The 22963-nt window shown below is 67.2% G+C and carries 22 protein-coding genes; 13 read left to right on the top strand and 9 right to left on the bottom strand.

All coding sequences use genetic code 11. From position 1 onward, the window contains the following. Positions 1-35: 35 nt before the first annotated feature. The 3 genes from QRO95_RS02285 to QRO95_RS02275 form a co-directional block, all read right to left on the bottom strand. Positions 36-632 carry a GrpB family protein gene (locus QRO95_RS02285; protein WP_285301565.1) on the bottom strand — a complete coding sequence of 199 codons (597 nt, stop codon included), beginning with the start codon at positions 630-632 and terminating at the stop codon, positions 36-38. A gap of 31 nt (positions 633-663) precedes the next feature. Then, positions 664-1920, bottom strand: a complete 1257-nt coding sequence (locus tag QRO95_RS02280) for an NnrS family protein (RefSeq protein ID WP_279913139.1) — start codon at positions 1918-1920, stop codon at positions 664-666. Between the two features lie 116 nt (positions 1921-2036). Then, a complete protein-coding gene (locus QRO95_RS02275) occupies positions 2037-3095 on the bottom strand; it encodes an NAD(P)-dependent alcohol dehydrogenase (protein ID WP_279913140.1) in 1059 nt (352 codons plus the stop codon). A 107-nt stretch (positions 3096-3202) separates the two neighbouring features. Between QRO95_RS02275 and QRO95_RS02270 the strand changes: the two genes are divergently transcribed. Beyond that, positions 3203-4087, top strand: a complete 885-nt coding sequence (locus QRO95_RS02270) for a LysR family transcriptional regulator (RefSeq protein WP_049400266.1) — start codon at positions 3203-3205, stop codon at positions 4085-4087. A gap of 129 nt (positions 4088-4216) precedes the next feature. Then, a complete protein-coding gene (locus QRO95_RS02265; RefSeq protein ID WP_285301564.1) occupies positions 4217-4879 on the top strand; it encodes an SMI1/KNR4 family protein in 663 nt (220 codons plus the stop codon). Positions 4880-4930: 51 nt separating this feature from the next. Here QRO95_RS02265 and QRO95_RS02260 read toward each other — a convergent pair whose 3' ends face one another. After that, positions 4931-5593 (bottom strand): TetR/AcrR family transcriptional regulator, encoded by a 663-nt coding sequence (locus QRO95_RS02260; protein ID WP_049421841.1) that lies wholly within the window; start codon positions 5591-5593, stop codon positions 4931-4933. Positions 5594-5668: 75 nt separating this feature from the next. Here QRO95_RS02260 and QRO95_RS02255 point away from each other — a divergent pair, with 75 nt between their 5' ends. Continuing rightward, positions 5669-6364: a DAPG hydrolase family protein gene (locus QRO95_RS02255; protein ID WP_285301563.1), complete on the top strand. Its 696-nt coding sequence runs from the start codon at positions 5669-5671 to the stop codon at positions 6362-6364. 12 nt (positions 6365-6376) lie between these two features. Here QRO95_RS02255 and QRO95_RS02250 read toward each other — a convergent pair whose 3' ends face one another. Both QRO95_RS02250 and QRO95_RS02245 read right to left on the bottom strand, forming a co-directional pair. Continuing rightward, a complete protein-coding gene (locus QRO95_RS02250) occupies positions 6377-6793 on the bottom strand; it encodes a VOC family protein (protein WP_285301562.1) in 417 nt (138 codons plus the stop codon). A gap of 59 nt (positions 6794-6852) precedes the next feature. Next, a complete protein-coding gene (locus QRO95_RS02245; protein WP_285301561.1) occupies positions 6853-7956 on the bottom strand; it encodes an alkene reductase in 1104 nt (367 codons plus the stop codon). A gap of 130 nt (positions 7957-8086) precedes the next feature. Here QRO95_RS02245 and QRO95_RS02240 point away from each other — a divergent pair, with 130 nt between their 5' ends. Beyond that, complete coding sequence (locus QRO95_RS02240; RefSeq protein ID WP_180838628.1) at positions 8087-8992, top strand: LysR family transcriptional regulator; 906 nt, start codon at positions 8087-8089, stop codon at positions 8990-8992. Between the two features lie 47 nt (positions 8993-9039). Here the strand turns inward: QRO95_RS02240 and QRO95_RS02235 are convergent, their stop codons facing one another. After that, complete coding sequence (locus QRO95_RS02235; protein WP_285301560.1) at positions 9040-12129, bottom strand: TonB-dependent receptor domain-containing protein; 3090 nt, start codon at positions 12127-12129, stop codon at positions 9040-9042. Positions 12130-12341: 212 nt separating this feature from the next. On the opposite strand from QRO95_RS02235, the gene frmR reads away from it, so the two are divergent. From frmR to QRO95_RS02210, 5 genes are all read left to right on the top strand, one after another. Continuing rightward, positions 12342-12617: a formaldehyde-responsive transcriptional repressor FrmR gene (gene frmR, locus QRO95_RS02230; RefSeq protein ID WP_005411009.1), complete on the top strand. Its 276-nt coding sequence runs from the start codon at positions 12342-12344 to the stop codon at positions 12615-12617. Positions 12618-12674: 57 nt separating this feature from the next. Then, positions 12675-13784, top strand: coding sequence for an S-(hydroxymethyl)glutathione dehydrogenase/class III alcohol dehydrogenase (locus QRO95_RS02225; protein WP_012512082.1), 1110 nt, complete (start codon positions 12675-12677; stop codon positions 13782-13784). An 8-nt stretch (positions 13785-13792) separates the two neighbouring features. Beyond that, complete coding sequence (locus QRO95_RS02220; protein ID WP_012512081.1) at positions 13793-14152, top strand: YqcC family protein; 360 nt, start codon at positions 13793-13795, stop codon at positions 14150-14152. A gap of 63 nt (positions 14153-14215) precedes the next feature. Beyond that, positions 14216-15046 (top strand): S-formylglutathione hydrolase, encoded by an 831-nt coding sequence (fghA, locus tag QRO95_RS02215; RefSeq protein ID WP_121504399.1) that lies wholly within the window; start codon positions 14216-14218, stop codon positions 15044-15046. 186 nt (positions 15047-15232) lie between these two features. Then, positions 15233-16678 carry a GGDEF domain-containing protein gene (locus QRO95_RS02210; RefSeq protein ID WP_012512079.1) on the top strand — a complete coding sequence of 482 codons (1446 nt, stop codon included), beginning with the start codon at positions 15233-15235 and terminating at the stop codon, positions 16676-16678. 54 nt (positions 16679-16732) lie between these two features. Here the strand turns inward: QRO95_RS02210 and QRO95_RS02205 are convergent, their stop codons facing one another. Continuing rightward, the gene (locus tag QRO95_RS02205) at positions 16733-17203 is read right to left on the bottom strand and encodes a hypothetical protein (protein WP_049400257.1); all 471 of its coding nucleotides are present in this window, start codon (positions 17201-17203) and stop codon (positions 16733-16735) included. A 5-nt stretch (positions 17204-17208) separates the two neighbouring features. Beyond that, on the bottom strand, positions 17209-17655 hold the full coding sequence (locus QRO95_RS02200; RefSeq protein ID WP_032129880.1) for a universal stress protein: 447 nt from the start codon (positions 17653-17655) through the stop codon (positions 17209-17211). Between the two features lie 141 nt (positions 17656-17796). Here QRO95_RS02200 and QRO95_RS02195 point away from each other — a divergent pair, with 141 nt between their 5' ends. The 4 genes from QRO95_RS02195 (at position 17797) to QRO95_RS02180 (ending at position 22910) form a co-directional block, all read left to right on the top strand. Then, complete coding sequence (locus tag QRO95_RS02195) at positions 17797-18714, top strand: LysR family transcriptional regulator (protein WP_032129879.1); 918 nt, start codon at positions 17797-17799, stop codon at positions 18712-18714. A 153-nt stretch (positions 18715-18867) separates the two neighbouring features. Then, positions 18868-20397 carry an MFS transporter gene (locus QRO95_RS02190; RefSeq protein WP_285301559.1) on the top strand — a complete coding sequence of 510 codons (1530 nt, stop codon included), beginning with the start codon at positions 18868-18870 and terminating at the stop codon, positions 20395-20397. Positions 20398-20418: 21 nt separating this feature from the next. Then, on the top strand, positions 20419-21501 hold the full coding sequence (locus QRO95_RS02185) for an HlyD family secretion protein (protein WP_006384446.1): 1083 nt from the start codon (positions 20419-20421) through the stop codon (positions 21499-21501). Next, complete coding sequence (locus QRO95_RS02180; RefSeq protein ID WP_285301558.1) at positions 21498-22910, top strand: efflux transporter outer membrane subunit; 1413 nt, start codon at positions 21498-21500, stop codon at positions 22908-22910. Before QRO95_RS02185 ends, QRO95_RS02180 begins: the two co-directional genes overlap by 4 nt. The last annotated feature ends 53 nt before the right edge of the window (positions 22911-22963 follow it).

Raw genomic sequence — 22963 nt, 5'->3', positions numbered from 1 at the left:
GCGGGTGCCAACCGGGGCCGGCACCTGCCGTTGCGTCACCACCCGCGCGCTGCGAACAGGCGCGCGTAGATGTCGCGAACCACATCCTGCTTGCTGCGGTTGTAGGCCTGCACGTTGGCATTGCCCTGCAGTGCTGCTTGCTTGGCCTGTGCATAGCGCCTGCGGTCATCTTCATGGCTGCGCAGCCAATCGCGGAACAAGCAGTGGCGGAGGTGCTCGGCGCAACCAGGTGCGAACACGTGGAGGTTCACGCGCGGCACGTGCAGTCGCAGCATGCGGTGCTGGTACCACGAGGGTTCGCGGATGGTAAGCACGTAGCCCAGTGCCTGCAGCGCTGGCAGCCAGGCCGCTTCGTCGGCGGGATCGGCAACCAGCAGGTCGATGTCCAGTACCGGTTTGGCCGGCAGGCCCGGCACCGCGGTGGAGCCGACGTGTTCAATGCCCAGCGCGATGTTGCCGAGTGTCGCCTGAAGCTGCGTGCGCTGCTGCTCGAACTGGTCGGCCCACAGCGTGGACCAAGGCACCACCTGCAGCGCTTCCGGCTGCGGCGCGCCGAGAACCCAGGGATTCTCGTCAGGGTCGCCATCGGCGAAGCTAGTGATTGCGGTGGGATCGAGCGGGATATCGGACATGCCCACCATGGTGCCATGCCCGGCGGTGATGTCAGCCCGGCTTGCCGTCGCGCCGTGGGCTCAGGTAGATCCAGCCCAGCCGCGCCACCCACGGTGCCAAGGCCAGCAACCAGCCGATGGCTGCGGCGAAATGCCACGCATAGGCGTCGGGCATCAGTTCGGCGACGATGCGCATGATCGCCACCGCCTGCAGCGCGACGAACGCAAACCAGGCCACTGCCGGCATCACCAGCGGTCGGCCGGAATGGCCCTGGGTGACCCGGGTCACCATCGCCACCAGCAGGCTGCCGAACAGGCCCACGGCGAGGGCATGCAGCGGCGCGCGGCCGAGCAGTTGCGGATGGCCCAGCATCTGGCCGATGTCCTGCAGCAGATACAACGCGAAGCTGATCGGCAGCCACGCCAGTGCCAGGAACAGGGCCGCGAGCAGGCCCGGCATCGGCCCGCGTGGCCACCAGTGCCATAGCGCCTGCAGCGACAACATCAGCAGCGGCGCATCGGCCAGCCACAGCAGGTGGTCGACCTGCAACGCGCTCAACAGCAGGCGCAGCATCAGCAGCGCCCACATCGCAGCCAACCAGCGCAGCGGGCGCCACGCTACATAGCCATCCACCACGTTGTTGGCGAAGAACGGGATCATCCGGTGCGCGACGGTGAGGTAGACCGGTAGCAGCAGGCCGAAGGTGCCGAGTGCCACCGTGACTGGCATCAGCGTGGCGTGGCCGCGCCCCACCGCCATGAACAGCAGCAGCCCCAGCCAGCCCAGCAGCAGTGCGGCATAGCAGGCGCGCGCATGCCAGTTGCGGTTGGGACCGGCGGCCTTGAGCACGCGTCCCAGCACGATCAGTCCGGCGCTCCAGCCGGCCAGTGCCAGCAGCAGGCCGGGCCACAGCCCGGGTGTCCACCCGCAGGCGGCGGCAATCAGCAACGCCTGCCCACCAAACAGGCCGATGCCGACCGGCGCATAACGGCTGCGTGGCAGCTCCGGCTGTGCCATCCAGCGCGGGAACACGGTGAGCAGGAAGCCGAAGATGAAACTGGGCAGTACCAGGTACTGCATCAGCAGCGCGTGCAGCCAGGCCGGAGGCAGCGGCGGTGGCTGCGGCGTCCACAACCCGCGCAATGCGCCCAGCCACAACGCCCACCACAGCATTGCCAGCAGCAGGTTGCTGGCGCCGATGAAGAACAGCAGCCGGTGCGGCGCGCGCATCAGCATCGCAGGGGAGGGCAGGCGGGCCATGCAGCGAGTCTGCGCCCGGCTGGTGGCCGGGTCCTTGATCTTCGTCATGCCCAAGGAGGGAGGCAACCGCTTCGCTCGCCGGGCATGGCCCGGCGGACGGGCCGTGCAACGCAAACAAGAAACCCCGGCAGTGCCGGGGTTCTTCGTTCACAGTCGCCGATCGATCAGGCGGCGTTCTTCATCGTCGCCATGTCGATCACGAAGCGGTAGCGCACATCGTTCTTCGCCATGCGCTCCCAGGCTTCGTTGACGTTCTTGATGTCGATCATCTCGACATCGCTGACGATGCCGTGCTCGGCGCAGAAATCCATCATTTCCTGGGTTTCGGCCATGCCGCCGATCGCAGAGCCGGTCAGGTGCTTGCGGCCGAAGATCACGCTGCCGCCGGTCAGCGGCGGATCCAGTTCGGTCAGCACGCCGACCAGGCACATGGTGGCCTCGCGCTTGAGCAGGCCCATGTACGGGTTGGTGTCATGGCCAACCGGGATGGTGTTGAGCAGGAAGTCGAAGCTGCCGGCGTGCGCCTTCATCTGCGCGGCATCGCGCGAGACCAGCACTTCATCGGCGCCCAGGCGCTTGGCATCGGCACCCTTCTCCGGCGTGGTGGTGATCATCACCACGTGCGCGCCGAGGGCCTTGGCGAACTTCACGCCCATGTGGCCGAGGCCACCGAGGCCGATCACGCCGACCTTCTGGCCCGGGCCGACCTTCCAGTGGCGCAGCGGCGACCAGGTGGTGATGCCGGCGCACAGCAGCGGGGCGGCGGCCTTCAGGTCCAGCGTTTCGGACACCTTCACCACGAAGCGCTGTTCGACCACCACGTGGTCGGAATAGCCGCCGTAGGTCGGCGCGCCGCTTTCGCGTTCACGGCCGTTGTAGGTCCAGGTCGCGCCTTCGGCGCAGTACTGCTCCAGGTCGTGCTCGCAGGCGTCGCAGTTGCGGCATGAGTCGACCATGCAGCCCACGCCGGCGTGGTCGCCCACCTTGAAGCGGGTGACGTTGCTGCCGACCTCGGTGACGCGGCCAATGATCTCGTGGCCCGGCACCATCGGGTAGATCGAGCCACCCCAGTCGTCGCGGGCCTGGTGCAGGTCCGAATGGCAGATGCCGCTGTAGAGGATCTCGATGCGCACATCGTCCGGGCCGACCGCGCGGCGTTCGAATTCGTACGGGATCAGCGGGTCGGTATGTGAATGGGCGGCGTAACCACGGGCGAGGGACATGGGGAATCCTTGGCAGGGTTTGTCGAAAGGCGCTTTACAATACGCCCCGTACCCAGCGGCAAAAAGCCCGGATATCGGCATGATTCATCAAGTGAAACTGCACAATCATGGCCACTGACAATCTCTCCCACCTGGCCGCGTTCGCCGCAGTCGCCCGCCACCGCAGCTTCCGCCGTGCCGGCGCCGAGCTGGCGCTGTCGACCTCGGCGGTGAGTTATGCGATCCGCGCGCTGGAAGAACGGTTGGGCGTGGGCCTGTTCCATCGCACCACCCGTAGCGTGGCCCTGACCGAGGCCGGACAGCGCCTGCTGGAGCGCCTGCAGCCGGCCTTGGGGCAGGTGCACGATGCGTTGGAGGAGATGAACCAGTTCCGTGCCGCACCGGCCGGCCTGCTGCGCATCAATGCCACCCGTGCGGCGGTGGCGACACAGCTGGGACCACGGCTGGCGCGCTTCCTGCACGCCCATCCCGACGTGCGGGTGGAGCTGACCGAGAACGACGGCCTGGTCGACATCGTCGCCGAGGGCTACGACGCCGGCGTGCGCCTGCACGAGTTCGTGCCCGAGGACATGGTGGCAGTGCCGATGGGGCCACCGCTGCGCGGGCTGATTGTCGGCTCGCCGGACTACCTGCGGCGGCATCCGGCGCCACAGCATCCGCGCGACCTGGCCGCGCACGAATGCATCCGCTTCCGCTTCGCCAGCGGGCACCTGTACAAGTGGCAGTTCGAGCGCGGTGGGCAGGCGCTGGAGATCGACGTGCCCGGACGGCTGACGCTGGGCGAGCAGGGCACCGTGGTCGGCGCGGTACTCGATGGCATCGGCCTGGCCTACGTGCTGGAAGACACCGCGCGGCCCTACATCGAATCGGGGCAGATGGTGGCGGTGCTGGAAGACTGGAGCGAACCGTTCGCCGGCTTCGCGCTGTACTACCCGAAGCAGCGGCAGATGCCCGGTGCGCTGCGTGCGTTCGTGGATATGCTGCGCGAGTGAATCGCGGTGGATGGCGCAGTGCCGTCCAATGACCGGCTCCAACGAGAGCTTTCCGGGTAGATCCACGCCATGCGTGGATGGCGTTCACCCGCTAGAGTGAGTCTTCTCAACAAAAGGACGTCATTGAGCATGCTCGCCGATCTCGAACAGGCTTCCGGCCAGACCTTCCCGCCGTTGTTCCGCCAGCTGGTGGAAGACAACCGTTTCAGCTGGGGCGAGCAGGGCCCGAACTGGTACCGCACGGTGTTCCCGCAGGTGCAGCCGCAGCCGCCGGTACTGCTGTATGCCAACGACTATGAACCGATCGAGCCGAGCGAACTGCGCGCAGCGTGGGAAGATCTGACTGCCGAAGATCATTACAACCCGCTGCGCGATGACCTGAAACTGCTGCCGTTCGCGCGCACCGGCGCGGGTGATCACTACTGTTTCTGGACCAATGCACCGGGTTCCAGCGAGTCGCCGGTGCTGCTGGTCTGGCATGACGATGATCGCGCCGATCTGCTGGCCGCGAACTTCCAGGACTTCCTGTTCCGCAAGATGGCCGAAGCGGTGGTGGAGCTGGAGGAAGAGGATTCGCTGCTTTCGGAGGGCGATATCGGAACCAATCTGCAGGCTTGGCTCGGTACCCATCGTGGCTGGCTGCGAGGGGACCAGGTAGCGGCGCTGGAGGCGTTGTATGCACGCGTGGATGACATCACTGCGGGTGAGATCAGTGACGAGGACGTGCAGCCGCTGCTGCAGCTGATCGCGTTCGACGGTATCGACAGCGAAATACCCTACGTGCAGGCGTGACCTGATCCGAAGCGCTGCCGGTAGAACCTCGCCATGCGTGGATGCGGCCGGCTACGGCACCTGCAGTACGGGTGCCAACAATTCCAGGCAATCACGCAGATGCACCTCTACCGGCGCATCCTCGGCCACCACACCGATCACGCGTTCGCGCAGCGGCTCGGCCACGGCCATCGCCAGGATCAGCCGCGCCATGCACGCGGCATCTCCCTCGCGCAGCAGCCCGCGCTGCTGCTGACGCGCCAGCCAGTCGGCCAGCAGCGCACGGCCGCGTTCGATGCCATTGTCCAGATAGGCCTGCAGCAGCGCGTCCTTGCCAGGAAAGTCGGTGGCCAGCAGCCGGAACACCTGCACTGCCTGCGCCGACAGTGCCTGCGCGCACACCGCGTGCAGGATGGCCTGCAGCAACGGCATCACCTCGTCGGCGTCGTGCGCATCGCGCTGCAACTGCGGCGCGAAGCCGTCGGTCCACTCGCGCACGGCCAACCCGACCAGTTCTTCGCGGTTGCTGGCGTGGCGGTACACGGTCTTCTTCGCTACCCCGGCGTGCGCCGCCACCGCTTCGATGGTGGTGGCCTCGTAACCCTGTGCCAGCAGCAGCTCCAGCGTGGCCTGCAGCACGGCGTGGCGGACTTCGGCTTCCGGCCGCGCAGGGCGGCCGCGGCGGCGGATTGGTGAGGGTGGCTCGGGCAGGGTGGTGCTGTTCATTGCGCCCATCTTACCGCATTCGGATAATTGCGAAACGAATAACGTTTCCGTATTGTCAGGTCTCCCGACATGCAGGAGACCCCGATGGATACCGCTGTGAACGCCCGCGCCTGGCTGGACCACCACGATCTGCTCGACCCCGCACCGATGCGCTTGGAAACCGGCATCCAGCGCCGCGAAGATGGCACCCTGCTGGTGGCGGTGCGTACCGATCTGCACGGTTGCAAGGGCCGCATGCTGGACTGGTGGTTCACCTTCTTTGAGACCACACAGCACATCCGCTGGTGGCATCCGGTCGATCATGTCGAGCATCGCGGCTGGGACGCGGCCTGGCAGCGCGGACGCAGCTACCACGGTGCCAGCATCCACGCGGTGGAATCGCTGGCCGACATCCCGCCGGTGGCGGCACGCCTGAAGTTCCATGACCCGCGCACGTTGCTGGTGCCCGAGCGCCTGCAGGTGGCACAGGATGCAGGCGATGTATCGGCAGTGATCGCCGCGCGCATCGGCTTCGGAGATCACGTACGCCTGGATGCAAACGGTGATCCCTGCGACGGGCAGATGCTGCATGTCGCGCGCGATACGCCGTTTGGCTGCGTGCTGCGCAGCCGCTTCGTGCTTGGCCTGGACAGCACCGATCCGCAGCGCGATGCCGGCGATGCGGTCGGCCTGGGCCTGCTCAGGCATTGCTACACGGAGTTCAGTTTCCTCTCGCGACTGCTGCCGTCGCTGTACTACGGTGAGTGCGCCAACGGTGAAGCAGTGCCGTTGCCGTGGTGAACGGCGCGCCGGTCATTCGACCAGCGCGTTGTAGCCTTCGCCGCTGAACTGGATCAGGCAGAAGCCATGCCCGAACGGATCGGCCAGCACGGCGATGCGCCCCCAGCGGCGCTCGCGCACGGACTGCTCAAGCGTCGCCCCGGCCGCAACCGCACGGACCAGTGCGGCTTCGATGTCATCCACCACCCAGTCCAGGTGCAGCGGCGTCCAATGGCGCTCGTAGTCGCGCACGTCGCCATCATCGGTGGCGGCGCTGCCGGCCTCGTTCTGCAGCAGGTACAGCGGCGTTGGCCCACCGAGCAGCTCCACGGCGCCTGGGCCTAGACGGCGCCCGATGCGCAGGCCGAAGACTCGGATGTAGAAGTCCTCGGCAGCGGCAAGATCGGGGACATCGAGGTTGACGATGAACGATGCGGTGCGCGTATCCATGGCCAGATCCGGTGGATGCGGGTGGGCAGTGTACGCCCGCATCCACGCATCGCGTGGCTCTACTGCGCGCGCGGGTAGTCGAGGTAGCCTGCCTCGCCGCCACCGTAATAGGTATTGCGGTCGGGCGTGGCCAGCGCGACGTTGTGCTGCAGGCGTTCGACCAGATCCGGGTTGGCGATGAACGGCTGGCCGAATGCGGCCAGGTCGATGGTGCCGGCCTCGACCAGCTGCAGGGCGCGTTCGCGGGTCATGCCACCGGCCAGGATCAACGTGCCACCGTAGACCTGCTTGAACTGCTGCAGGAACGCCTCGCCCAGCACCGACTGCCCCGCCTGCAGGTTGTCGTTGAGATGCACATAGGCCAGCCCGCGCTTGCCCAGTTCCTCGGCCAGGTACAGATAGGTGGCTTCGTTGTCGGGGTAGAACGGCATGTCGAAGGTGAGGTTGTTCGGTGCCAGGCGTACGCCGATGCGGTGCGCACCGATGCGCTGGGCCATCGCATCCACCGTCTCCAGGATCAATCGCGCGCGGTTCGGCAGCGAGCCGCCGTAGCGGTCGTCGCGCTCGTTGATGAGCGGGTTGAGGAACTGCTCGAACAGGTAGCCGTTGGCGGCATGCAGTTCGATGCCATCGAAGCCGGCAGCGATGGCGTTGTCGGCGCCGCGTGCGAAGTCGTCAATGATGCCGGGGATCTCCGCAGTCTCCAGTGCACGTGCCGGGGTGGGATCGGCGTGGCCTCGGCTGCCGTCGTCCAGATAGACGAACGAGGTGTTCTTCGGTGCGCTGGCCACCGGGCGGGTACCGGCGCTGACCGGTTGTCCGCCCTCAGGCTGCAGCGAGGCATGCGACATGCGGCCGACGTGCCAGAGCTGGGCGAAGATCGTGCCCTGCGCGGCATGCACCGCCTCGGTGACGAGCTTCCACCCGGCCACCTGCTCGGCCGACCAGATACCCGGCACGTCGATGTAGCCCTGGCCCTGCGGCGAGACCGGCGTGCCTTCGCTGATGATCAGGCCGGCGCTGGCACGCTGCCGGTAATACTGCGCGGTGAGCGCGTTGGCGATCGCGCCGGGATTGCGGGCGCGGGTCATCGGCGCCATTGCGATGCGGTTGCGCAGGGCGGTTCCTGACAGGTCGATCGGGCGGAAGAGGGCGGTGGTCATGTCGGTCATCTCGGTGCGGGGGAGAGGCGCCAGCGGCGCGATGCACACAGGATGGAGTTGACATGCAGGCGCATAAAGCGCTTCGATCTCCCTTGGTGCGGGACTATTTGTCCCCAATGGAGTGCGAACGATGCTGCCGCTGGAATCCTTGAATGGCCTGGTGACGTTCGTCACGACCGCACGCTCGGGCAGCTTCACCGAGGCGGCGGACGCGCTGGGCATCTCGCGCTCGGCGGTGGGCAAGGCCATCGCCCGTCTGGAGGCGCGGCTGGCGGTGCGCCTGTTCCATCGCACTACGCGGCGCATCGCACTGACCACTGATGGCGAGGCGTACTACGCCTCCTGTGCGGCGGCGCTGGAAGAAATCTCCGCGGCCGAGGCCTGTCTGGGTTCGGCGGGCCTGCCCAGCGGGCGGCTGCGCATCGACATGCCGTCCTCGTTCGGGCGGCTGGTGGTGCTGCCGGTGCTGCTGCGGTTGTGCCGCCAGTATCCGGACCTGCAGTTGACGATGACCTTCACCGATCACTTCGTCGATCCGGTCGAAGAGGGCATCGACCTGCTGATCCGTTTCGGTGGGCTGCACCAGGCCGAGCACCTGGTCGCGCGCCGGTTGGGGCGCCAGCGCCTGGTCACCTGCGCATCGCCGGCGTACCTGCAGGCGCATGGCGTGCCGCGCACGGTGCAGGAACTGGCGCAGCACCGCAGCATCGTCGGCTTCCGCCACGGGCAACCGATCTGGTGGCGGATCGGCAGCGAGGAGGACGAGGGAACGTTCATTCCCAGTGCGCCCTATCAACTCAATGATGGCGACGCGGTGATTGAAGCGGCCATCGCCGGCCTCGGCATCTGCCAGATGCCCATTTCTCTGGTGCGCCGCCATCTCGATTCCGGCGTGCTGCAATCGGTGCTGGACGAACACATGCAGCGGCACATCGACATCCATGCGCTGTGGCCACCGACGCGCCACCTGCGGCCCAAGGTGCGCTATGTGGTGGATGAGTTGACCCGGTTGGCGGAACAAGGTCTGTTTGATTGAGCGGGGCCCGTACACCGGGCCCCGCCTGTGGAAACGCTGCGCCAGGCCTACTTGAAGTTGTAGCGCAGGCTGGCCATGTAGCGACGGCCCAGTGCATCCAGTACATACGGGAACGGCCCGATGTCGTCGCCTACGTTGATCACCGACAACGTCACGCGCGCGGCGTCGGTGATGCGGTAGGTGACGTTGGCGTCCCAGGTGGTCCAGCTGTCGCGGTAGAAGTACTGACGGCTTTCCGGGGTATCGGTCATCGTGTACTGGGCGCTGCTGGTGTAGTTGGAGGCCACGCCGTAGTTCCAGTTGCCGATGCGATGCTGGGCGGTCCAACGGAACTGGCGCTTGGGCTCGTTGAAGCTGCCCGCCTGTTCGACGAACGGCACGTCCCGGTTCGCGGCCTGGCCACGGTTCTTCGGCATGTAGCCGTAGAAGTCCAGGTCCAGTACGCCGAAGCGCGACAGGTCCCAACGGTAGCCGACTTCGGCGGTCCAGCCACGGAACATCAGCACCGGGCCGTTGCCATACTCGGTCTTGATGCTGGTAGCCACGCCGGTGTTCGGATCACGCGTCACCAGGCTGCAGAAGCGGTTGGCGTTGGGCACGTTGGCGGCGTTGAAGTCGGCAGTGTCGAAGCAACCGGTGATGATGTCGTTGGCGCTCAGCGACGTGATCACGTTGTTGATCTTGATGTCATACCAGTCGGCGGCGACGCGCAGGCCCGGGATCCATTCTGGGGCGAACACGATGCCGGCCGTCCACGACTTCGCCGTTTCGTTCTGCAGGCGGGTGCTGCCGTTGGTCGAACCCAGCGTATTGGTCGGCTGCTGGCGGAAAGTGTTCGGATCGGCACCCGGGTAGGCGGCGAAGAACGCCTGGCAGTTGCGGCGACGCACCGCCGGATTTGAGCCGCCGCTGATGTTGTCCAGCGAGCACACTTCCGGGATGTTGTAGTAGGCCGGCTGCTGGGTGGTGTAGAGCTCGGCGATGGAGGGCGCGCGCAGTGACTGGGTCTTGTTGCCGCGCAGCTGCAGGCCGGCGATCGGTTCGTACTGGATGCCGTAGGTGAACGCATTGAACGCGCCGGCGACGGAGTTGTCGACGCGGCGGAACTTGGCGGTCAGGTCCAGGCGATGCAGGCCCGGGATATCCCAGTCGGGATTGAACAGCGGTGCCAGCACTTCGGCGAACACTTCGTTGGTGTGGTACTTGCCCTCGGCCGCCTGGGTCGGCACCGAACGGCCCTGGCCCAGGCGCTGGTACTCGCTGGGGGTGAAGGAGCCTTCTTCGCGGCGGTGCTCGAAGCCGGCCGCCGCGGACAGCTCGCCGCCGGGAAGATCGAACAGGCCGCCGGATACCGACGCATTGATGACGGTCTGGCGGGTCTGCGCCTTGGCCACGGTCCGGGTGGAGACATAGTCCAGGGCTTCGCGCGACGCCTGGTTCTCGCCGAACAGATTCAGCGGGCGGCAGTTCGCATCGGCCGTGGTGCCCGGGCGGGTGGCATCACAGATGATGCGCCCGCTGGCGTCGGTGGTGACGTTGATCGCATTGATGAAGTTCTGCTGGATCAGGCCGGTGCCGAGGTAGTCGAAGTCACCGCGGCCGTGGGTGACGCTGGCTTCCCAGTTGAAGCTGCGTTTTCCGACCTCGAAGAAGCCGTTCAGGCCGAGCACCGCACGGGTCAGGCGGGTTTCGGTGCTGGCGTTGTTCATCGACAGGTCGCGCGAAGATCGCGACAGGCGGAACGAGGTGATGCCGTTGTCGGCGAGGATCTTGCGGGTTTCCGCACTGAGGAACGGATTGCTGGCGCTGAAGGTCAGTGCACCGCTGGCGGTACCGCCGCCGTCCAGGCGCGCATTGCCGAAGGACACCGCGTTGTAGACGTTCTGGTCGAGGGTTTCGCGGGCGGTCGCTTCGTATCGCGAAAGTTCGAACAAGCCACGCACGTTGTCGGTGAAGTCGAAGCTGCCGGTGGAGAATACCGAGCGTCGTTCGAGGTCGGCGATCAGCGGCACCGTCTCGAACAGGTTCAGGCCGTCACCGCCGGAGGCGTTGCCGCCCGCGTAGCTGGTGCCGGGATTGAACTCGACCAGCTTGCCCTCGTTGTTGAACTGCCACAGTTTGTCTTTGTTCGGGCCGAAGCCAAGGATGTCGCCCAGGCCGTTGCGCGTGTAGCTGCCGGTCGCCGGCATCACCAGGCCACCGAAGGTCATGCTGGCAATGCGCCGGTTGCGGATCCAGACCTGGTCGGGGATACCATCGCGGGGCCCGGTGTTGAACGGAATGCTGCCGTCGATGCGGCCATCATTGGTCGGCCGGCGCAGGGGCTGGGCAGTGGCATTGGCCGCCGTGGGATTGGCCTGCAGGCTGTAGCCCTGGCGGTAGAAATCGCGTTGCAGCGCGTTCACCCCATCGGCGTTGTCCAGTTCCGCCGCCACCACAATGTGGCCACGGCCATCAGCGAAGTCGGTACCGAAGATGGCCGACCAGGAGTAGCGCTCGTTGTCGTTCTTGCTGGTCCTGCCGTAGCCCAGCTCGACTTCGGCACCCTCGAACCGGTCGCGCAGGATGATGTTGTTGACGCCGGAGATCGCATCCGAGCCATAGGTGGGTGCACCGCCAACGCTCAGGCTTTCAATGCGTTGCACCATGACGCTGGGAATGGCGTTCATGTCGACCTGGATGCCCGAGCCGCCGCCGGCTCCGAAGATGGTGGGCGGTGTAGAGGTGACGAAGCGGCGTCCATTGACCAGGGTCAGCAGGCGATTGCTGCCCAGCCCGAACTTGCTGGCGAAGTTGACGCCTGCACCGAAGCCGGCCTGGTCGCCGCGCGAACTGACGCCGGCACTGACCCCGGGAATCCGGGTCAGGGCATCGATGAGGTTGGTGTCGCCATAGTTCTCGATCGATTCACGGCTGACCACCGCGGCGGGCTCGAGCGTGTCGAAACCGGCGCGGTAGATGCGCGAGCCGGTGACGGTCATCCGGTCCAGCTGCACGGGGGTCTTGCTGCTGGCGGGCTCGGCCTTCTGTTCCTGCGTGGCGGCCTGCTGCGCCATGGCCGGTGCGGCGGCCACCAGCACCAATGCCGAACCCAGCGCGACAGACAAGCGACTGCGGGCGAACAACGGTCGGTACATGATTTCTCCCTGGTCACGCCAATGTGACTCGGGGGTAAACGCGGGCGGAAGGCAGGCACCCTACGTCATGAAAAAGTAACAAATGAATCTATTTATTGTTCATTCATATTCTGGGCTGATCTGTCCCTGGGGCATGCCTCGGCAGCACCAGATGGCTTCATTCGCCCCTCTGTGTATACTATCCCCCAGTATAGTTCCGAGGTGGCCCCGCCATGCCGCACTCCCCCGAAGAGAAGAAGAAGGTCCTGGCCCGCGTGCGCCGCATCCGCGGCCAGTGCGATGCGCTGGATCGCGCGCTGGAAGCCGGTGCCGACTGCGGGCCGGTGCTGCAGCAGATCGCCGCCATCCGTGGCGCGGTCAATGGCCTGATGTCCGAGGTGATGGAGGCCCATTTGCGCGAGGAGTTCGGCCAGCCTGCGGCCTCCGATGAACAGCGCGCCGAACGCGTGCGCGACATGAGCGCATTGATCCGCTCGTACCTGAAGTAAGCGATGGCGCATCACCGCGCCATACATCCCGTTTTCCCTATGTCTGGAGAGTCCACCATGAAGTCCCGTGCCGCCGTCGCCTTTGGTCCCGGCCAGCCGCTGCAGATCGTCGAGATCGACGTTGCCCCGCCGAAGAAGGGCGAGGTGCTGGTCAAGATCACCCACACCGGTGTCTGCCATACCGATGCCTTCACCCTGTCCGGCGATGATCCGGAAGGCCTGTTCCCGGTGGTGCTGGGCCATGAAGGCGCCGGCATCGTGGTGGAGGTCGGTGAGGGCGTGACCAGCGTCAAGCCCGGCGACCACGTGATTCCGCTGTACACCGCCGAGTGTGGCGAGTGCCTGTTCTGCAAGAGCGGCAAGACCAACCTGTGCGTGTCGGTGCGTGCCACCCAGGGCAAGGGCGTGATGCCCGACGGCACCAGCCGCTTCAGCTACAACGGCGAGCCGCTGTACCACTACATGGGTTGCTCGACCTTCAGCGAGTACACCGTGGTGGCCGAAGTCTCGCTGGCGAAGATCAATCCGGACGCGAACCCGGAGCACGTCTGCCTGCTCGGTTGTGGCGTCACCACCGGCATCGGCGCGGTGCACAACACCGCCAAGGTGCAGGAAGGCGACAGCGTGGCGGTGTTCGGCCTCGGCGGCATCGGCCTGGCGGTGATCCAGGGCGCGCGCCAGGCCAAGGCCGGCCGCATCATCGCGGTGGACACCAACCCGTCCAAGTTCGAACTGGCGCGCGAATTCGGCGCCACCGACTGCATCAACCCGAAGGACTACGACAAGCCGATCCAGCAGGTCATCGTCGAGATGACCACCTGGGGCGTGGACCACAGCTTCGAGTGCATCGGCAACGTCAACGTGATGCGCGCGGCGCTGGAATGCGCGCACCGTGGCTGGGGCCAGAGCGTGGTGATCGGCGTGGCCGGTTCGGGCCAGGAGATCTCCACCCGTCCGTTCCAGCTGGTGACCGGGCGCAAGTGGATGGGCACCGCCTTCGGCGGCGTGAAGGGCCGCAGCCAGTTGCCGGGCATGGTGGAGGACGCGATGAAGGGCGATATCGAACTGGCACCGTTCGTCACCCACACCATGGACCTGGACAAGATCAACGAAGCCTTCGACCTGATGCACGAAGGCAAGTCGATCCGTTCGGTGGTCCACTACTGAGCCGCGTCATGGGCTGGCTGGATGCCCTGCGCCGGCCGCGTGCGGAAGACCCGCGCGCGGCCCTGGTGGTTCCGATCGAGCAGGCGTTGCGTGCGCTGGGTTGGGTAGTGGGGGAGGTGGGGCCACCGCGTGCGGTGACCTCGGCCTTCGGCAGCGACGATGGCATGCCGTTCGAGCAGTGGCTTGCGCAGGTATTCCTGCCGCGCCTTCATGAAGCGCGCGCAGCCGGACAGTGGCCGCCGCGCAGCGATGTGGCCGTGGCGGCCTGGCGCAATCTTGATGGCCAGCCTGGCGTCGAATCGTTGCTGCGCCTGCTGGCGCAGCTGGATGAACGGATCAACAAAGGCATCCACGCCGCGCGTGGATAAGCCGACCAAGGTCGGCATCTACCAGAAGCACGCGTGCGCTGACGCGCCGCGCAGGAGAGCACCATGGAACGTATTGAACACCGCGCCTGTTTCGGCGGCTGGCAGGACGTCTACCGGCATCATTCCACCACGCTGGGCTGCGACATGCAGTTCGCCGTGTACCTGCCGCCGCAGGCGGAAACGCAGAAACTGCCGGTGCTGTACTGGCTGAGCGGGCTGACCTGCACCGAGCAGAACGTCATCACCAAGGCGGGCGCGCAGCGCTACGCGGCCGAGCATGGCGTGATCATCGTCGCGCCCGATACCAGCCCACGCGGCGATGACGTGGCCGATGCCGAGGGCTATGACCTGGGCAAGGGGGCGGGGTTCTACCTCAATGCCACCCGTGCACCGTGGGCGAAGCACTACCGCATGCACGACTACGTGGCGCAGGAACTGCCGGCACTGATCGAGGCGAATTTCCCGGTCACCGATGCGCGCGGCATCAGCGGCCACTCGATGGGCGGTCACGGTGCGCTGGTGATCGCGCTGCGCAACCCGGGGCGCTACCGCAGCGTGTCGGCGTTCTCGCCGATCGTTGCGCCCAGCCACGTGCCGTGGGGGCAGAAGGCCTTCCACGCCTACCTGGGCGACAACCCGGCGGACTGGGCGCAGTGGGATGCCAGCGAACTGGTCGCCGTGGCCACTGAGCGCCTGCCGTTGCTGGTCGACCAGGGCGAGGCGGACGAATTCCTGCGGACCCAGCTGCAACCGCAGCGCCTGCAGCAGGCCTGTGATGCCGCCGGTCATCCGCTGACCCTGCGCCTGCAGCCGGGCTACGACCACAGCTACTACTTCATCGCCAGTTTCATCGGCGAGCACATCGCCCACCACGCCCGCGCCCTGCACGGCTGACGGCTTTCCGGTAGTGCCGGCCGCTGGCCGGCAACCTGCAGCCCTGTGATTCCCCGGGATTGCCGGCCAGCGGCCGGCACTCCCATGGGGGGGCACGCGACGTGTCGTATTGCCGTATTGGATCACGTGGCCGTGGCGCGGGCGGGGCTATCGTGCGTCCATACGGCCTTGCGGATCGGGGGATGCATGCCGGTAGTGCTGGCGCTGCTGTATGTGCTGTGCCACGGCCTGGTCGTGGCCCTGTGGCCGGGTCCCGCCGGTGCGGGTTCCTTCGGGTTCCTCACGGGTGCCCCGTTGCTGGCGGCGGCGGCCTGCCTGTGGCGGGCGCGGCGCGACCGTGCCGCGCTCGGCTGGCGCGCCACCGCCCTGGCGCTGCTGCTCTGGGCGGGTGGCATGGCCGTCAACATGATCGATGCGCTCGGTGCCGGCCGTGCCGATGTCACGCCGCAGGCCAGCCTGTTCCTGTATGTGCTGTACGGCGTGCCGCTGGTGTTCATCCTGGCCCGTGCACGCCGCGAGCGGCTGAGCATCAGCCTGATCGACGCGGCGATGGCCGCGTTGCTGGGCGTGCTGTTCTTCGTGCATGCGCAGTCGTTCGCCGCGCGCGTCGACATCGACGACCACGCGTTGTCCAACATGCAGCGCATGTTCGATATCCAGAATCTGTGCATTGCCGGGTTCGCGGTGGTGCGCTGGCTGGTGGGCGACGTTCCGGAGCGGCGCAACTTCTTCCGCGCGCTGGCGATCTACGCGGTGGGCTACCTGATGGTGGCGTACTACATCAACCACTACACCTCGGAACAGTCCTTCGGTGCCTACAACGATCTGCTGATCGACCTGCCGTTCCTGCTGCTGGCGTTGCTGGCGATGAGCCAGGCGCCCGCGCCGACGTTCGTGATGCACCCGAGGCTGGGCAGAACGGTGCAGGCGGCGGGGCCGATGATCCTGCCATTGCTGCTGCTGGTGGTCGGTACCCTGGTGGTCGACCATGCGCGGCCGCTGGCAGTCACTGGCTTCGTGGTGGCAACGCTGGGCTTCGGCGTGCGCAGCATCCTGTTGCAGGTGGACCTGATGGAACGGCAGGCATCGCTGGACCAGCTCGCTCGGCAGGATGGCCTGACAGGTGTGGCCAACCGGCGCGAGTTCGATGCACTGCTGCTGGCGGAATGGAACCGTGCGCGGCGCAGCGGCAGCGAGCTGGGGCTGCTGTTGCTGGACATCGACCATTTCAAGGTCTTCAACGACCGCCACGGACATCCGGCCGGGGACCGCTGCCTGCAGGCCGTGGCCACGGTCCTGAAGATCAGTGCCGGCCGTGCCGGTGACAGTGTTGCCCGTTACGGCGGCGAGGAATTTGCGGTGATCGTGCCCGGAAGCCCGCTGTCGGGCGTGCTGGCGCTGGCCGAGCGCCTGCGTGAGGCGGTGGCGGCGCTGCCACTGCCGGAAGGGTCGGTCAGTATCAGCATCGGCGTGGGCTACCTGCACCCGCCGGCTCTGGCCAGCGCCGATCAGTTGCTGGCGGATGCCGATGCCGGCCTGTACGCCGCCAAGCGTGCCGGTCGCAACCAGGTGATCCTGCATGCGCACGTGCTCGACGACGAAGGCAGTGCGCATGGCAGGATGGATTGCTGAGCGCGCCGGGTGCCCGGTCCCCGTGCATGATTGCGCACGGGCGGTGCGGCCGGGTCAGCGCTGCCGCAACCAGCCGGTGGGATCGAGCAGCCTCAGCCCGACCGGTGACAACGAGCGCTGGCGCAACGGCAGGTTTGCCGCCTGCACGGCCATCGCACAGCGCGCCAGCTGCTGGCGCAACGGTGCCAGCGTGTCATCTTCGCGCGGGCGTGCATGCCGCCACTGGGCGATGCGCAGCAGGCAGACCAGCAGGTCCAGTTCGCTGGCCGCGATGAACGGTGAGCCAGCGGGCAGCAGGTCGATCGGGGCGGTGGGCGTGGCCAGCAGCGGCAGCAGGCCGACGAACGCGTCGCAGCCTTCGGGATCAATACCGAGGCTGCTCAGCTGGGCGAGTCCATCGGCCTGTTGATCAGGATCGTGCAGCTGGCGTATCGCCGCCAGCAGTGCCTGTTCGCCGCGGCCGAACTGGCGGCCGAAGGCGCGGTAGTTGACGCGGGTGGGAAACAACGGGGAACGGGAGGCCATGGTTGCTAGGGTTGTGGGTCGCGGGTTTCCACCAGCACGGGACAGGGCGCGTGGTCGATGGTCCATTGCCCGATCGAGGGTTCGAACAGGCGTTCCAGGCGGGACAGGTGGCGATGGCCGATGACGATCAGGTCGCACTTCAGGCGCCGGGCCTGCTCGCTGATCACTTCGCCCGGGTCACCCGAGGGAATCTGCGCGATGGCGTCGACGCCGCGCTCGCGCAGCTCGGCCAGGGCTTCGGCCAGCACCGCTTCGGCCCGCGAGCGCTGGCGGGCGGCTTCCGGGTACTCGATGCGGTCGGCTTCGCTGGCATCGGCCGCCAGCGCGAATTCGGGGTCGAGCACGCACAGCAGGTGCAGGCGGCTGTGGGGGCCGGCGATGGCTGCGGCCAGGTCCAGCACGCGTGCGTGCTGGGGGCCACCGTCCAGGGCGACCAGCAGGGTATTGAACATGGATGTCTCCTTGGCAGGCCGGGGATGGTCGCCGATGTCACTGCGCGCACCCATGCCGTGCGCGGCAGTCAATGAATGCGTAAAACGCAATCGACTGTGGTTACAAGTGTCGTAGAGTCATCTGATTTACTGGAGACTGTCATGCCCCTGCCGGACCTGAACCTGTTGCTGGCACTGGACGTGCTGATTGACGAATGCAGCGTGGCCGCCGCCGCGCGGCGGATGAACCTGAGCGCGCCGGCGATGAGCCGTACCCTGGGCCGGATCCGCACCGCGCTGGGCGACCCGGTGCTGGTGCGTGCCGGCCGCGGTCTGGCCCCCACGCCCCGCGCGCTGCAGCTGCGTGAGCAGGTCCGCGATGTGATCGAGCAGGCCCACCGTGTGTTCAACGCCGGTCGCGAGATCGACCTGCGCACCCTGGAGCGCACCTTCAATGTCCGCGCCAATGATGTCTTCATCGGTGGATTCGGCGGACGCCTGCGTGAACTGTTCCGCCAGCAGGCGCCGCGCGCGGTACTGCGCTTCGTGCCCGAGGGCGATACCGACGACGACGCGATGGCGCAGGGCCGGATCGACCTGTACATCAGCACCGCCGGCAAGCATGCGCCCGATACCAAGGTGCAGAACCTGTTCAGTACCTCGTTCATGGGCGCCGCGCGCGAAGATCATCCGTTGTTCGATGAGGAGATCAGCGCCGAGCGTTTTGCTGCCTGCGACCACATCGCGGTGTCGCGGCGGGGGCTGCCGCGTGGCCCGATCGATGACGACCTGGCCACGCTGGGCCTGCAGCGGCGGGTGGCGCTGATCAGCCCGACCTTCCACGGCGCGATCTTCGCTGCCGCCGAGTCGGACCTGATCCTGCCGCAGATGCCGAGCGTGATGCTGGAGCGGATCGTCAGCATGCGCCTGCCGCTGCGCCTGTTCCCGCTGCCGATCCCGGTGCGCACCGCCGCCATCGTCCAGGCCTGGCACCCGCGGCTGGACAACGATGCTGCGCACCAGTGGCTGCGGCGCTCGATCAAGACCATGTGCGAAAGCGCAGGGGAGGCTCCGCGCTGACACTTTCATGCGTGCGCGTGACGCACGCCTGGGATGCGGGCTGCGCCATTTTTCGCAGGGTACCAGCTCCCTAGACTGCGCTCCCCGGAGTTTCACTGAGCGCATTCCAATGACCCCCAACATGCCGTGCACTGCACGGATCGGTGCCCGGCGATGAGTACGCCGGCCGCCGCTGTCCCGGCCGCTGCTGCGCCCCGTCCTGCCGCCGCCCCCGGGCTCGACCGCCGCGTTCTGGTCGGCCTGTGTGGCGTGCTGCTGGCGGTGCTGGTGTCGGGCTTCAACGAGAACATCACCAAGGTCGCCCTGGCCGACATCCGCGGTGCGATGGGTTTCAGCGTCGATGACGGCAGCTGGATCGTCGCCCTCTACAGCGCGATGTCGGTCAGCGCGATGGCCTTCGCCCCGTGGTGTGCCGCCACCTTCTCGCTGCGCCGCTTCGCGCTGGCGATGATCGGTGGCTTCATGGTGCTGGGCGTGCTCTGCCCGCTTGCGCCGAACCTGCAGGTGTTCCTGCTGCTGCGCGCGCTGCAGGGGCTGTGTGGTGGTGCGCTGCCGCCGCTGCTGATGAGCGTGGCACTGCGCTTCCTGCCGCCCGGCATCAAGCTGTATGGCCTGGCGGGCTACGCGTTGACCGCTACCTTCGGCCCGAGCATGGGCACGCCGCTGGCCGCGTTCTGGGTCGAGCAGGTGGGCTGGCACTGGGCGTTCTGGCAGATCGTGCCGTACTGCCTGGCTGCCATGGCGATGGTCAGCTGGGGCCTGCCGCAGGACCCGCTGCGGCTGGAGCGTTTTGCCCAGTTCGATGGCGTGGGCCTGGCGCTGGGCCTGCCGGCGCTGGTGCTGCTGGTGCTGGGCCTGGTGCAGGGCCCGCGCCTGAACTGGTTCGACTCGCCGATGATCACCCTGATGATCGGTGGCGGCGCCGGCCTGATGGTGCTGTTCATGATCAATGAATGGTTCCACCCGCTGCCGTTCTTCAAGCTGCAGCTGCTGGCCAACCGCAACCCCAGCTACTCGCTGGTGACGCTGGGCGGCGTGCTGTTCGTGCTGCTGGCAGTGATCTCGATTCCCTCCGGATTCCTGGCCAGCGTGCAGGGCTACCGGCCATTGCAGACCGCACCGATGCTGCTGTGGGTAGCGCTGCCACAGGTGATCGCACTGCCGTTGGTGGCGGCGTTGTTGAACATCCGCGCAGTGGATTGCCGCTGGGTGCAGGCCACCGGCCTGGCGATGCTGGCGCTGGCCTGCTGGCTGGGCTCGCACCTGGATGTGGCCTGGATCCGCGACAACTTCCTGTGGGTACAGCTGCTGCAGGTATTCGCCCAGCCGATGGCGGTGTTGCCGCTGCTGATGCTGGCCACTGGCGGGCTGGCACCGCAGGACGGTCCGTTCGCCTCGGCGTGGTTCAACACGGTCAAGGGCTTTGCTGCCGTGCTCGCCAGCGGCGTGCTGGATGCCGTCGCCCAGGGCCGCCGTCATTTCCATTCCACCGTGCTGGTCGACCGCCTTGGCGAGCAGCCGTGGCTGGCCGAGGGCCCGCAGCTGGGCGCGCGCCTGCATGCGCAGGTGCAGGCGCTGACCTCGGCCGACCTGTACTGGGTGGTCGCGCTGGTGGCGCTGGCCTTCATTCCCCTCATTGCCTGGATGCCCACCCGCATCCATCCGCCACGTGCCGTGGCCTGAACCTTTCGCAGGAACCCCCTCATGACGATCAATCGAACCACTCTCAATACCGGCCTGGGCCTGGGCGTGCTGGCCCTGGCCATCGGTGCCTGGCTGCTGCTGCGTGACGGCGGTCACCAGACCACCAACAATGCCTATGTCGTTGCCGACTACACGCTGGTTGCGCCGAAGATTCCCGGCTTCGTCAGTGCCGTGGAAGTAGAGGACAACCAGTCGGTGAAGGCGGGCGACGTGCTTGCCCGCATCGACGACCGCGACTACCAGGTGGCCCTGCAGGCGGCCCGTGCCGACCTCGCCAACGCCCGTGCACAGCTGGCCAACGCGCAGGCCGCACTGGCCCAGCAGGACTCGCTGATCGAACAGGCCAGGGCCAGCGTCGATGTCAGCCGTTCCGAACTGACCCTGGCCAGCGCCGACCAGCAGCGTTACCGCGAACTGGCCCGTGATGGCGCCGGCACCGTGCAGAACGCACAGCAGGCGCAGTCGAAGCAGGCCGTGGCCAGTGCGCATCTGCAGCAGGGCCAGGCCGCGCTGTCGACCGCACGCCAGCGCACCGACATCCTCAGCGCTGGCGTGCAGGCCGCGCAGGCGGCGGTACAGCGTGCAGAAGCGGCGCAGGCGCGTGCCGAACTGGACCTGTCGCACACCGTGCTGCGCGCGCCGATCGACGGCATGGTCGGCCGCCGTGCGGTACGCGTGGGCGCCTACCTGACCCCGGGTACGCCGGTGGCTGCGGTGGTACCGCTGAAGCGCGCCTTCGTGGTCGCCAACTTCCAGGAAACGCAGATGACCCGCATGCAGGCCGGCCAACAGGTCGAGCTGAAGGTGGACGTGTTCCCGGGCAAGCCGCTGCGCGGGCACATCGACAGCATCGCACCGGCTACCGGCGTCACCTTCGCCGCCGTCGCACCGGAAAACGCCACCGGCAACTTCACCAAGGTGGTGCAGCGCATTCCGGTCAAGATCGTGCTGGAACCCGGCCAGCCACTGCTGGACCAGCTGCGTGCCGGCATGTCGGTGGAAGCCAGTGTTGACCTGGGCAGCCGCGCCCGCGCGCAGAGCGTGCAGCACAGTCCGGGCCACAAGAGCGGGGAGGGTGCATGAGCGCAGTCACCCTGTTCCGCACCTTCGTTGCGGCCAGCCTGTGCACGGCCCTGGCTGCCTGCACGATGGGTCCGGACTTCGTACGCCCGCAGGCGGAACTGCCCAGCCACTGGCAGGGTGAGGCGGTCGCCGGCAACGCCATCGACCAGGACGCGGCCTGGTGGGCCGGCTTCGACGATCCATTGCTGGGGCAGCTTGCCGGCCAGGTGCTCGCGGCCAACCTGGACCTGCAGCTGGCCGCCAACCGCGTGCAGCAGAGCCGCGCCGCGCGTGGCATCACCGCCGCCGATCGCCTGCCCAGCGTCAGCGCGAGCGCCAGTGGCGTGCGTGCACGCAACAGCGAGGTGGGCCTGAATGATCCGTCCGGCAACGGCGGCCGTGATGACTACGGGCTGTTCCAGGCCGGCATCGGCTTGAGCTGGGAACTGGACCTGTGGGGGCGTGTGCGCCGCCAGGTGGAAGCGGCCGACGCACGCGTGCAGATGGCCGAGGAGGATGCACACGCGGTGCGCATCGCGCTGCTGGCGGAAACCGCGCGTGATTACCTGCAGCTGCGCGCGACGCGGCAGCTGCTGGCGATCACCGAGGACAACCTCAGCATCGCCCTCGACATGAAGCGCCTGACCGAGGCACGCCAGCAACAGGGCGTGGCCAGCACGCTGCAGGTGTCCAGCGCGTCCGCGCAGGTGGCATCGCTGCAGGCCCGCGTCGCGCCGCTGCGGCATCGTGAATCGCAGCTGCGCAATGCGCTGGCGTTCCTGCTGGCGCAGCCGCCGCAGGCGCTGGACGCGCAGCTGCAGGATGCACGCCGCGACTGGCCGGCGCTGCCGGCCGTAGCGGTGGGGGTGCCCAGCGAACTGGCCGAGCGTCGCCCGGACATCCGTCGTGCCGAAGCGGCACTGCATGCGGCAACCGCCGGCATCGGCGTGGCCAAGGCCAGTTTCCTGCCGCGCATCACCTTGAATGGCGACGCTGGGTTCCAGGCCAAGCAGCTGGATGATCTGGATGGGTGGAACGCGCACCGCTTCAGCATCGGGCCGTCCATCAGCGTACCGATCTTCCAGGGCGGGCGGCTGAAGGCCAACCTCGCGCTGAGCAGGCTGCAGCAGCAACAGTCGGCGCTGCAGTTCCGCCGTACCGTGCTGCAGGCCTGGCATGAAGTGGACGACGCCATCGATGGCTATGCCGCCGAGCAGCAGCGCACGGTGCAGCTGCATGTGGCGGTGGACGAGAGCGAGAGCGCACTGGGCGCGGCGCGCCGGCAGTACCAGGCTGGCGTGGTCGACATGCTGGATGTGCTGACCACCCAGCGCATCGCGCTGGACAACCAGGCTGCACTGGCCAACAGCCAGGCCACGGCTGCTATCGCGCGGGTGGAGCTGTACCGCGCGCTGGGCGGCGGCTGGTAGGGAAATGGAAACGCCGGGCATGGCCCGGCGCTATCCATCGTGTCGGTAGCGCC

Source organism: Stenotrophomonas maltophilia group sp. Smal13, from assembly GCF_030236855.1.
In the GTDB taxonomy this organism is placed as follows: Bacteria; Pseudomonadota; Gammaproteobacteria; order Xanthomonadales; family Xanthomonadaceae; genus Stenotrophomonas; species Stenotrophomonas maltophilia_A.
This window is presented reverse-complemented; position numbering and strand designations above follow the sequence as displayed.

What these genes read in the sequence shown, in the direction of transcription:
- QRO95_RS02220 (WP_012512081.1), top strand. Translation starts at nt 13,793, where the DNA reads ATGGGCTGGCTGGATGCCCTGCGCCGGCCGCGTGCGGAAGACCCGCGC.
- QRO95_RS02265 (WP_285301564.1), top strand. Translation starts at nt 4,217, where the DNA reads ATGCTCGCCGATCTCGAACAGGCTTCCGGCCAGACCTTCCCGCCGTTG.
- QRO95_RS02250 (WP_285301562.1), bottom strand. Translation starts at nt 6,793, where the DNA reads ATGGATACGCGCACCGCATCGTTCATCGTCAACCTCGATGTCCCCGAT.
- fghA (WP_121504399.1), top strand. Translation starts at nt 14,216, where the DNA reads ATGGAACGTATTGAACACCGCGCCTGTTTCGGCGGCTGGCAGGACGTC.
- QRO95_RS02190 (WP_285301559.1), top strand. Translation starts at nt 18,868, where the DNA reads ATGAGTACGCCGGCCGCCGCTGTCCCGGCCGCTGCTGCGCCCCGTCCT.
- QRO95_RS02195 (WP_032129879.1), top strand. Translation starts at nt 17,797, where the DNA reads ATGCCCCTGCCGGACCTGAACCTGTTGCTGGCACTGGACGTGCTGATT.
- QRO95_RS02235 (WP_285301560.1), bottom strand. Translation starts at nt 12,129, where the DNA reads ATGTACCGACCGTTGTTCGCCCGCAGTCGCTTGTCTGTCGCGCTGGGT.
- QRO95_RS02185 (WP_006384446.1), top strand. Translation starts at nt 20,419, where the DNA reads ATGACGATCAATCGAACCACTCTCAATACCGGCCTGGGCCTGGGCGTG.
- QRO95_RS02270 (WP_049400266.1), top strand. Translation starts at nt 3,203, where the DNA reads ATGGCCACTGACAATCTCTCCCACCTGGCCGCGTTCGCCGCAGTCGCC.
- QRO95_RS02260 (WP_049421841.1), bottom strand. Translation starts at nt 5,593, where the DNA reads ATGGGCGCAATGAACAGCACCACCCTGCCCGAGCCACCCTCACCAATC.
- QRO95_RS02240 (WP_180838628.1), top strand. Translation starts at nt 8,087, where the DNA reads ATGCTGCCGCTGGAATCCTTGAATGGCCTGGTGACGTTCGTCACGACC.
- QRO95_RS02200 (WP_032129880.1), bottom strand. Translation starts at nt 17,655, where the DNA reads ATGTTCAATACCCTGCTGGTCGCCCTGGACGGTGGCCCCCAGCACGCA.
- QRO95_RS02205 (WP_049400257.1), bottom strand. Translation starts at nt 17,203, where the DNA reads ATGGCCTCCCGTTCCCCGTTGTTTCCCACCCGCGTCAACTACCGCGCC.
- QRO95_RS02255 (WP_285301563.1), top strand. Translation starts at nt 5,669, where the DNA reads ATGGATACCGCTGTGAACGCCCGCGCCTGGCTGGACCACCACGATCTG.
- QRO95_RS02285 (WP_285301565.1), bottom strand. Translation starts at nt 632, where the DNA reads ATGTCCGATATCCCGCTCGATCCCACCGCAATCACTAGCTTCGCCGAT.
- QRO95_RS02275 (WP_279913140.1), bottom strand. Translation starts at nt 3,095, where the DNA reads ATGTCCCTCGCCCGTGGTTACGCCGCCCATTCACATACCGACCCGCTG.
- frmR (WP_005411009.1), top strand. Translation starts at nt 12,342, where the DNA reads ATGCCGCACTCCCCCGAAGAGAAGAAGAAGGTCCTGGCCCGCGTGCGC.
- QRO95_RS02210 (WP_012512079.1), top strand. Translation starts at nt 15,233, where the DNA reads ATGCCGGTAGTGCTGGCGCTGCTGTATGTGCTGTGCCACGGCCTGGTC.
- QRO95_RS02280 (WP_279913139.1), bottom strand. Translation starts at nt 1,920, where the DNA reads ATGACGAAGATCAAGGACCCGGCCACCAGCCGGGCGCAGACTCGCTGC.
- QRO95_RS02180 (WP_285301558.1), top strand. Translation starts at nt 21,498, where the DNA reads ATGAGCGCAGTCACCCTGTTCCGCACCTTCGTTGCGGCCAGCCTGTGC.
- QRO95_RS02245 (WP_285301561.1), bottom strand. Translation starts at nt 7,956, where the DNA reads ATGACCACCGCCCTCTTCCGCCCGATCGACCTGTCAGGAACCGCCCTG.
- QRO95_RS02225 (WP_012512082.1), top strand. Translation starts at nt 12,675, where the DNA reads ATGAAGTCCCGTGCCGCCGTCGCCTTTGGTCCCGGCCAGCCGCTGCAG.